We start from the raw sequence: 8,990 nt of genomic DNA, 5'->3' as shown, positions 1-8,990 counted from the left end.
CCGCCCAGACGTATAACGTAAAACGTACAACGTACAACTCAAAAAGCCGCTGCTTTCAGTTTCAACCCCATTGTTTCGTTAAGCCCAAACATCAAATTCATGTTTTGAACGGCCTGTCCACTCGCCCCCTTCAATAAATTATCGATCATCGAAATGATAAAAAGCTTATTCCCATGTTTCTCCAAATGCACTAATGCCTTGTTCGTATTGACAACTTGTTTTAAGTCGATATTTTTCTCGCTAACATGGGTAAATGGATGATCAGCATAAAAATCCGTATAAATCTTCGTAGCATCTTCTAATGAAAGATCGCTCTCCAAATAGATCGCTGCAAGAATTCCCCTCGTAAAATCTCCCCTTTGAGGGATGAAGTTAAGTCTCAACCCAGAATCCGGGGGAGAGGGGGCCGAATTAGATTGCAATTGCGTAAGAGTTTCACCAATCTCATTCAAATGCTGATGCTCGAAAGCTTTATAGACCGACAGATTATTGTTTCTCCAGGTGAAATGCGAAGTAGCTGCGAGGCTCTGTCCCGCACCTGTTGAGCCGGTTGTTGCATTAATGTGTACCTCAGAGTTCAGCAAACCTTTTGCAGCCAATGGCAGCAATCCAATTTCAATAGCTGTGGCAAAACAACCAGGATTAGCAATATTACTAGCGGTTCTAATTTTATCCCTGTTCAGTTCAGGCAAACCATACACAAAGCTTCTGTCTTTCAGCTTTAAGCTTTCAGTTTTGAACTTTGAGCTTCTAGCTAACCTGAAATCCTGACTTAAATCGATGATTTTAATAGGATTAGCAATTGTATTTGCTTCCAGAAATTTCCTCGCATCTCCATGTCCCACGCATAGAAACAGCACATCAATATCCTGTGAGAGCGTACCAGTAAATTTCAAGTCCGTATCACCAAACAAGTCCGTATGTGTATCAGCGATCGGATTGCCCGCATTGCTATTGCTATGTACAGACACGATTTCCACCTCCGGATGATTCACTAAAATCCTGAGCAGTTCCCCACCCGTGTATCCTGCGCCGCCAGCTATTCCAACTTTTATTTTGCCGCTTGCCATTATTTTTTCTCGTTAACCCGATGATAGATCATTGTCTGATTACCGAAAATCTTCGAAAATCCTTTAACATCCTCTCCCGACCATGAATTATTCATCTCACCGTAGCTGCCGAATTTATTCGACATCAGGTCGTGCTCAGATTCAATTCCGACAACCTGGAACCGATATGGAAGTAGTTTGACAAATACTTTTCCAGTGACAGTCTCTTGTGTGTCAGCCAGGAAAGCTTCCATATTACGCATAACCGGATCGTGGAATTGTCCTTCATGAAGCCAGTTGCCGTAAAAGGTTGCTAATTGATCCTTCCAGGTCAATTGCCATTTAGTTAATGTATGTTTTTCAAGCGTGTGGTGGGCTTTGATGATTATGATTGGAGCAGCGGCTTCAAATCCTACCCGGCCTTTAATACCTATGATTGTATCTCCTACGTGTATATCTCTGCCAATACCATAGGGTTGTGCTATTTCCTGAAGTTTTTGAATAGCTTTAACTGGGGTTAATTTCTTTCCGTCTAATCCAACCAGTTCCCCTTTTTCGAAAGTAAGCTCGATGTCCCGTTCCCCGGTTTCCGACACCTGTGTTGGCCATGCTTCTTCCGGAAGTGTTTGATTAGATGTTAATGTTTCTTTCCCTCCAACAGATGTTCCCCAAAGTCCCTTGTTGATTGAGTATCTGGCTTTTTCAGCTGTATATTCAACACCATGCTTATTCAGATATTCTATCTCTGCCTCACGGCTCAATTTCAGGTCCCTGATAGGTGTAATAATTTCGACTCCCGGAATCATTATATTAAAGATCATATCAAAGCGAACCTGATCATTACCGGCGCCCGTACTGCCATGGGCAACATAATCAGCGCCAATCTTCTTTACGTAGTTAGCAATTGCCGTTGCCTGACTAACCCTTTCAGCACTTACTGATAATGGATAAGTTGCGTTTTTAAGGACATTACCAAAAATTAAATACTTAATGCAGCTTTTGTAATAGTTTTCGGTTTCATCAACAACGGAATGAGTAGTTACGCCCAGTGCATAGGCACGCTTTTCTATTTCCTTTAACTCATCATCAGAAAAACCACCTGTATTTACAATCACGGAATGGACTTCCATGTCACGATCTTTCGTCAGATAAATACAACAAAAGGAAGTATCCAAACCTCCGCTGAAAGCTAAAACTACCTTCTTCTTCATCATTTAATTTTGTAAGAGTTTAACAAGTGTAATACTTAGAGTGGCTATCACTTTTAATGAATTGCGTAATTTTTCCTCTATCCGTTCAAGAAGGGTCTGTTTGCGGATAACTTTGCTTATTCGTTCTTCGTCAACCTTGTGCTTCAACTCCTCTGCTTCCTTCATCTTCTGCTCGATCTCCTTAGCCTTCTCTTCGGGATCCCAAAGCATGGCAGTGCACATACAATTCTTGCGCTCCTTCATCATCAGAATGTCGTAGTTAACACAACTCTGGCATCCTTTCCAGAAGTCCTCATCCTGCGTAAGCATAGAATAGGTCACCGGCTCGTAGCCCAGTTCGGAATTAATCTTCATAACCGGAAGCCCCGTAGTAAGCCCAAATATTTTCGCCTTAGGATATTTCAGTCTCGACAAATCAAATACTGACCTTTTAATCATTTTGGCCAGGCCCTGGTTCCTGTATTGAGGGTTCACAATTAAACCGGAGTTGGCTACGAAAGTGCCATGGCTCCAGGTTTCAATGTAACAAAAACCGGCCCAGGTGCCATCTACATGCAAAGCTATAACTGCTTTGCCCTCAAGCATTTTTTTAACGATATAGTCAGGAGTGCGTTTTGCGATGCCCGTACCCCGGGCTTTGGCAGATTCTGCCATCTCATCGCATATCTGCTCTGCGTAATTAGTATGTTGTTCTGTCGCCGGAATGACGACAAATTCGTTTTCTTTCATGACGTTGAAGAAAAAAATCCGGCTTTGAGGCGGAAAAAGACTACGTTTTTAGCCTTTCGTTTTTGTGAATAAAATCAATGATTTATATAACCGGCAGAATTACCGGTAAATTTTTTGATGCCAAGATCAAGTCCGCGGCATAAAGGGTCGTCGGAACCGCAATACTAACTTTTCAGTGCCAAAATTACTACGTACACAACCTGCCTGATAAGCCGGCCGGCTCACAGTTTCTGTGTGTGTTTGGTAGTTTAAACTATTCATCTTTAGTAGTATGGGCATTTGTAATTATATTACAAATAACAGGGAAAATACTGAATAATACAAGAAATGGGAGTGAAAGTTACAAATTGATAGCAACAGGAAAAATGGTTACCTGTTACCCGTTGCCAGTTACCAGGCTGGAAGCCTACCACACCAATAAAACTATGAGTAATATCGGGGCATATATTCGCCCAGCCTGGTAACTGATAGCTGGCAACTGGTAACTCGTTTACTGTTTCGCAAACGTCAAATTAATATACGCTGTTTGTCCGCTGGATAACATTACCGGTGTTTTGAAAACCGCTGTACCTCCAGAAACATCACCAAATTGAAGTGAATATCCAGTTTCGACATCTTTCGCTCTCTGACCGTCCATCAATTTCTTGAACTGGAATGTAGGAACAGCCATAGTTTTATTTACAGACCAATAAATTGGCTGAACAGCTCCATTGGTCAGGCTAATAGAACCTGTACCGCCGCCTCTAAGATCCCAGGTACTTCCCTGAAAATCCTGTGCATTGGCCATATCAAATACTTTTCCAGCTGATGTTCCAGCAGGGAAACCTTCCATGTTAACACTGGTGACTTTCCAGGTACCGGATACATCACCGCGCGAAACCGTAGGTGTAGTAGTTGTTGTTTTTGGCGAGCATGCCGCGAAGACCGCTACAAAACAAATGATGAGGGTGTTATTGATTAACTTTTTCATGATTACTGGATTTTTTTAACATATGAAAGCAGAAACCTTGCCAAGAACATTCAGCAGATTGAAACACCTGTTAAAAATTTATGCAACCAATCTTCTTGGATTAGGCTCAGTTTTTATTCCATCCAGACAGAAATAAATTACATAATGCAAACAGAAAAAATTAATATTGTAATATTCTTATTACGATTAAACCTTTTGATATTGCTAAAAAAAGGCTGATATTACCTGTTGTAAACCACCAAATGCAAAAAAGAATTAGCTCTATTGCTTTTAATAAGCATTATGTAATTGCCCTTTTCCTGTTAATATCCTTAATTACAGCTGTAAAACAATATGCAACTGATTCCTATAATAACTATAAGATTTACAAATACACGTTTTGGCACACGGTAGACGAATCTCCTTTGTATGATGCCTATCCGTTGGAATACTCGGATACCAATCATTACGGTCCTGCCTTTGCCTTAGTTATTGCACCTTTTGCACTATTACCTGATGCCATTGGAACTTCACTATGGAACATATGCAATACATTAATCTTATGTATGGGCTTTTACAGTCTTCCTTTGCCATTAAGAACCAGGTCAATTATTGCGCTACTATGTGCTCATGAAGCTCTGACTGCCCTGCTAAGTTTCCAGTTTAATGTGGGTTTAACCGGATGCATTCTTCTTTGCTTTTCCTACGCATGTAAACAGAAAGAAGTAAAATCTGCCTTTCTGATTGCATTAGGTACTACTGTAAAATTATATGGAGTCGTGGGACTGGCATTTTTCTTTTTCTGTAAGAATAAATGGGCTTTCATTCTCTCAGGTATAGTTTCTCTTGGTGTTTTGTTTTTGTTTACGGTGGCATTATCTTCTGTTGATTTTGTAATCCAATCCTATTCAGACTGGTATGTATCGCTAACAACAAAAAATAATGATAATACATCCTTAACATCCATGCAAGACATGTCGATAATGGGCATTGCTCGAAGAGTCACGCAAGACCGCACAATTCCAAATCTGCCATTTCTTGTTGGAGGGATTTTCTTATTTACTTTACCTTATTTCAGGCTAAGTCAATATACATATCTTTCGTACCGTTTGATGCTATTGTGCTCCGTATTAATATTTACAGTCATATTTAGTTCCGGTTCTGAATCTCCCACTTACATTATAGCTTTTGCAGGTGTTGCTATCTGGTTCATGATACAGCCATCTCCCAAAAGTAAAGGCATTATCTTATTGTTTTTGTTCGCTTTTATTTTAACAAGCATGTCACCTTCAGATCTTTTTCCCAGGTTCATCAGAAATACCTATATCAAACCCTACTCATTAAAGGCATTGCCCTGTGTATTGATATGGTTTACCATTGTATATCAAATGTTAACTACAAATTTTAAAGACAGTAAACTTTCAGAAATTGAATAAATTAGTTTCTATTATTATTCCCGCATTTAATGAAGCCGAAAATATTCCTGTGATTTGCACGGAAATAGTTTCCATTTTTAAGGACCTGCCTTATAATTATGAACTTATTATAGTTGCAGATGGGTGTACAGATAATACCCTGGAAGTGATTAATCAGCTTGCTATCACGAATACTCATATATTATTCATAGAATTTTCACGCAATTTCGGTCATCAATTAGCATTAAAAGCTGGTTTAGATCATGCATCAGGAGAGTGTGCAATCAGCTTGGACTGTGATATGCAACACCCCCCGGAACTAATACCGAAATTATTAGAAAAATGGGAAGAAGGCTATGAGGTAGTTTATACTATCCGCAAGGAAGATAAAAAGCTCCCATTGACAAAGCGGATCACATCAAAACTGTTTTATAAAATCCTTAATAGTCTATCTAATGTAGAGTTAGAAACAGGTACGGCAGATTTCCGCTTGCTTGATAAGAAAGTGGTTCTGGTTATACGGAATTTCATGGAAACGGAGCCCTTTCTCAGGGGCTTGTTTAAATGGGTCGGTTTTAAGCAATATTCCATAAAATATGCAGCAACTGAACGTTTCCATGGAAAGAGCAAATATAATGCAGACAAAATGATAAGGTTTGCCTTAGAGGGAGTAACCTCATTTTCTGTTAAACCATTGTATGGAGCTATATATCTAGGCTTTTTGTTCTCCGTATTATCCTTAATATATATTCCTTACGTATTATATGCTATCCACACTGGTAAAGGAGTCTCGGGCTGGGCATCTACCATAATGACCATCGTTTTTTTCGGTGGCTTGCAATTGATCATTTTAGGAATTATTGGGATCTATATAGGCAAAATGTTTATTCAAAGTAAACACAGACCAAACTATATTATTCGTTCTACAAATATTCAAAAAACTACAGTTTGATATTACTTAGCTTTGATATTGAAGAGTTTGATATGCCTCTGGAGTATGGAAAACATATTTCATTCCAGGATCAAATGGATATTTCTATTCAAGGTACAAACCATTTACTGGATATTTTGGATAAACATTCCGTAAAAGTCACGTTTTTCAGCACTGTTGTGTTTGCCACAAATGCATCAGAAGTGATACAAAGAATTATTCAAAGCGGTCATGAGTTAGCTTCGCATGGTTATTACCATTCAAAGTTTGATTCTTCTCATCTTTTCTCATCTAAAGCTGCATTGGAGGAAATCTCCGGACAGGATATTAAAGGTTTTCGAATGCCGAGGATGATGCCTGTAGATGAAAACGAAATTGCCAAAGCCGGTTACATGTACAATAGTTCAGTAAACCCAACCTGGCTGCCCGGACGTTACAATAATTTAAATAAACCCAGATCCTATAATAAAGAAGCTGGCGTTTGGCAGCTTCCCGCATCGGTGAGCCCGGTAGTACGTTTTCCATTATTCTGGCTTTCGTTCCATAATTTGCCCCTGTATTTATATCAAATTATAGCACGTTCTAGCTGCAAAAAAGATGGCTATTTAAACTTATACTTTCATCCCTGGGAATTCACTGACCTGGGTGATAAGGAGAGGTTTGGTCTTCCAAATTATGTTAGTAAGAACTCAGGGGTAAAGATGATTGAAAGGATGGATTCATTTATCCAGCATTTAAAAGATAAGAAATATCCATTCTGCACCATCTCTGACTTTATACAAACTCTATCTTAAATAACCTGTATCGCATGTATGTTCTACAGCCCTCGGGCTAACTTGTGAGATGCAGTATTGATCCAATAAAACTCCAATCTCCTTTCTAAAAATTAAACCGGATAAATCTACTGCCTTTAAGGAATTGAAGATCAATCAGACATCAAATTTGAAGCTTTTGTGAATAAAATTCTATTGATTTAAGATGCTTATACTACTTGATATATGATTTCAAATGAGCATATTCATAACATCAAATTCCTCTCAAATTTGGTTTAAATGTTCCAATCCCAGCGTTCACAATCGTATATTTACGTTGCTTTATTAATATTCAATTATTCTAACAATTTTAGAATTTATACATATGATCCGTTCACTTACGATAAGCCTGTTAATAGCTTTAGCCGTTCAGAGCATTGCTCAATCCAAAAAACCAGCAGATCCTTTGGCACATACCTTTTCTATCGTTGCCAGAGATGAGAAAACAGGAGAAATGGCCGTAGCTGTACAAAGCCACTGGTTTAGTGTAGGTACTGGCGTATCATGGGGAGAGGCGGGGGTAGGTGTTGTAGCTACGCAATCTTTCACCAATAAATCATTTGGTTTACGCGGGTTAGAATTGTTAAAACAGGGTAAATCCCCACAAGAAGCTCTGGATATTTTACTCAGTGATGATTCTGGAAAAGATTTCCGACAGGTAGCTATACTGGATAAGCTGGGTAGGGTAGCGACACATACCGGTAAAAGCAATATCGAAGTCGCCGGCCATGCCAATGGTGAAAATTTTTCTGTACAGGCAAATATGATGCTGAATGACAAAGTGGTACCGGCCATGGAAATAGCCTGGAAAGCAAATACGCTTAAGCCACTGGCAGAACGAATGGTGCTGGTTTTGAAAGCCGCACAAAATGCAGGCGGAGACATACGCGGGAAGCAGTCGGCTGCTTTGCTCGTATTTGCGCCTGAAACAAGTTTAACTCCATGGAACGATAAATTGGTAGATCTCAGGGTGGATGATAGCCTTGATCCTATTAAGGAAATTGATCGCCTGCTGAATGTATTCCGTGCATATGAGCATATGAATAAGGGCGATTATTTTGTGGAAAAGAATGAGATGACCAGCGCAATGGAGGAATATAATAAAGCCATGAAGATGTTTCCGCTTAACCTGGAAATGGAATACTGGACCGCAATCACTCTGGCTAATAATAAGGAGATTGCGAAAGCATCCGCTATGCTTGCCCGCATTTATAAAAAAGATAAAAACTGGCGGGAGCTTACTAAACGGTTACCTAAATCCGGACTGCTGACTGTTTCGGAAAAAGACATGAAGGAACTTCTTAAATAGGCTAATGAGTGTTTAAAATTGGATATTTAACACGTATCCAAAAATAATAATCTGTTTGATTCTGATTAGGAGAAAACCACTTCAAATAAGCATATCTTTAGAATTAACCAAAACAAATAATATGATTTTAATGATATTTGGAATAGTAGTCGTCCTGATAAGCTTTTTTCTTGCTAACCAGGATTCTCAGGTTGCAAGATATAGCGGCATCCTCCGTATAAGTGGGGTTGTATTGGTACTTATTGGAGCTTCCTTTTCAATGTTTAAAGTCATTGATGCTGGGCAGGTAGGTGTAAAAGCACTTTTCGGTAAGGTAAACAATGACGTTTTATACAGCGGTCTGAATATTGTCAATCCCTTGGTTGAGGTGACCAACTTTGATGTAAAAACTCAAAATTATACCATGTCCGCAGTGCAAGATGAAGGGAATAAAGTTGGTGATGATGCCATCAGAGTCCTTTCTGCTGATGGTCTGGAAGTGATCATCGATCTTTCCGTTTTATTTAAAGTTACCCCCTCTTCGGCACCTAATATTTTGCGTACTATTGGAACTGACTACCTGGATAAGATAGTCAGGCCAATTGC

The 8,990-nt window shown here is 39.3% G+C and carries 9 protein-coding genes; 5 read left to right on the top strand and 4 right to left on the bottom strand.

The window, feature by feature from the left end; genetic code table 11:
* Positions 1-38 precede the first annotated feature (38 nt).
* The 4 genes from argC to ACLL8Z_RS13640 all read right to left on the bottom strand — a co-directional run bounded on the left by argC (position 39) and on the right by ACLL8Z_RS13640 (position 3,959).
* Positions 39-1,070, bottom strand: a complete 1,032-nt coding sequence (argC, locus tag ACLL8Z_RS13655; RefSeq protein WP_411275342.1) for an N-acetyl-gamma-glutamyl-phosphate reductase — start codon at positions 1,068-1,070, stop codon at positions 39-41.
* Positions 1,070-2,260: an argininosuccinate synthase gene (gene argG / locus ACLL8Z_RS13650; protein ID WP_411275343.1), complete on the bottom strand. Its 1,191-nt coding sequence runs from the start codon at positions 2,258-2,260 to the stop codon at positions 1,070-1,072. Before argG ends, argC begins: the two co-directional genes overlap by 1 nt.
* A gap of 3 nt (positions 2,261-2,263) precedes the next feature.
* A complete protein-coding gene (locus tag ACLL8Z_RS13645; RefSeq protein WP_411275341.1) occupies positions 2,264-2,989 on the bottom strand; it encodes a GNAT family N-acetyltransferase in 726 nt (241 codons plus the stop codon).
* Between the two features lie 490 nt (positions 2,990-3,479).
* A complete protein-coding gene (locus ACLL8Z_RS13640; RefSeq protein WP_411275340.1) occupies positions 3,480-3,959 on the bottom strand; it encodes a hypothetical protein in 480 nt (159 codons plus the stop codon).
* Between the two features lie 242 nt (positions 3,960-4,201).
* On the opposite strand from ACLL8Z_RS13640, the gene ACLL8Z_RS13635 reads away from it, so the two are divergent.
* The 5 genes from ACLL8Z_RS13635 to ACLL8Z_RS13615 form a co-directional block, all read left to right on the top strand.
* The gene (locus ACLL8Z_RS13635) at positions 4,202-5,374 is read left to right on the top strand and encodes a glycosyltransferase family 87 protein (protein WP_411275339.1); all 1,173 of its coding nucleotides are present in this window, start codon (positions 4,202-4,204) and stop codon (positions 5,372-5,374) included.
* Positions 5,367-6,305 (top strand): glycosyltransferase family 2 protein, encoded by a 939-nt coding sequence (locus tag ACLL8Z_RS13630; RefSeq protein WP_411275338.1) that lies wholly within the window; start codon positions 5,367-5,369, stop codon positions 6,303-6,305. The genes ACLL8Z_RS13635 and ACLL8Z_RS13630 overlap by 8 nt, the downstream gene beginning before the upstream one ends.
* Complete coding sequence (locus ACLL8Z_RS13625) at positions 6,302-7,078, top strand: polysaccharide deacetylase family protein (protein WP_411275337.1); 777 nt, start codon at positions 6,302-6,304, stop codon at positions 7,076-7,078. Before ACLL8Z_RS13630 ends, ACLL8Z_RS13625 begins: the two co-directional genes overlap by 4 nt.
* A gap of 343 nt (positions 7,079-7,421) precedes the next feature.
* Entirely contained in the window at positions 7,422-8,405 is a 984-nt protein-coding gene (locus ACLL8Z_RS13620) for a DUF1028 domain-containing protein (RefSeq protein ID WP_411275336.1), read from the top strand.
* A gap of 130 nt (positions 8,406-8,535) precedes the next feature.
* Positions 8,536-8,990: SPFH domain-containing protein (locus ACLL8Z_RS13615; RefSeq protein WP_411275335.1), on the top strand; the 455-nt coding region annotated here is incomplete at its 3' end.

Source organism: Daejeonella sp., from assembly GCF_046590655.1.
GTDB lineage: Bacteria > Bacteroidota > Bacteroidia > Sphingobacteriales > Sphingobacteriaceae > Daejeonella.
This window is presented reverse-complemented; position numbering and strand designations above follow the sequence as displayed.

Bases quoted from the DNA above. Each gene is read 5' to 3' on its own strand.
- ACLL8Z_RS13645 (WP_411275341.1), bottom strand. From the start codon at position 2,989: ATGAAAGAAAACGAATTTGTCGTCATTCCGGCGACAGAACAACATACT.
- argG (WP_411275343.1), bottom strand. From the start codon at position 2,260: ATGAAGAAGAAGGTAGTTTTAGCTTTCAGCGGAGGTTTGGATACTTCC.
- argC (WP_411275342.1), bottom strand. From the start codon at position 1,070: ATGGCAAGCGGCAAAATAAAAGTTGGAATAGCTGGCGGCGCAGGATAC.
- ACLL8Z_RS13620 (WP_411275336.1), top strand. From the start codon at position 7,422: ATGATCCGTTCACTTACGATAAGCCTGTTAATAGCTTTAGCCGTTCAG.
- ACLL8Z_RS13640 (WP_411275340.1), bottom strand. From the start codon at position 3,959: ATGAAAAAGTTAATCAATAACACCCTCATCATTTGTTTTGTAGCGGTC.
- ACLL8Z_RS13635 (WP_411275339.1), top strand. From the start codon at position 4,202: ATGCAAAAAAGAATTAGCTCTATTGCTTTTAATAAGCATTATGTAATT.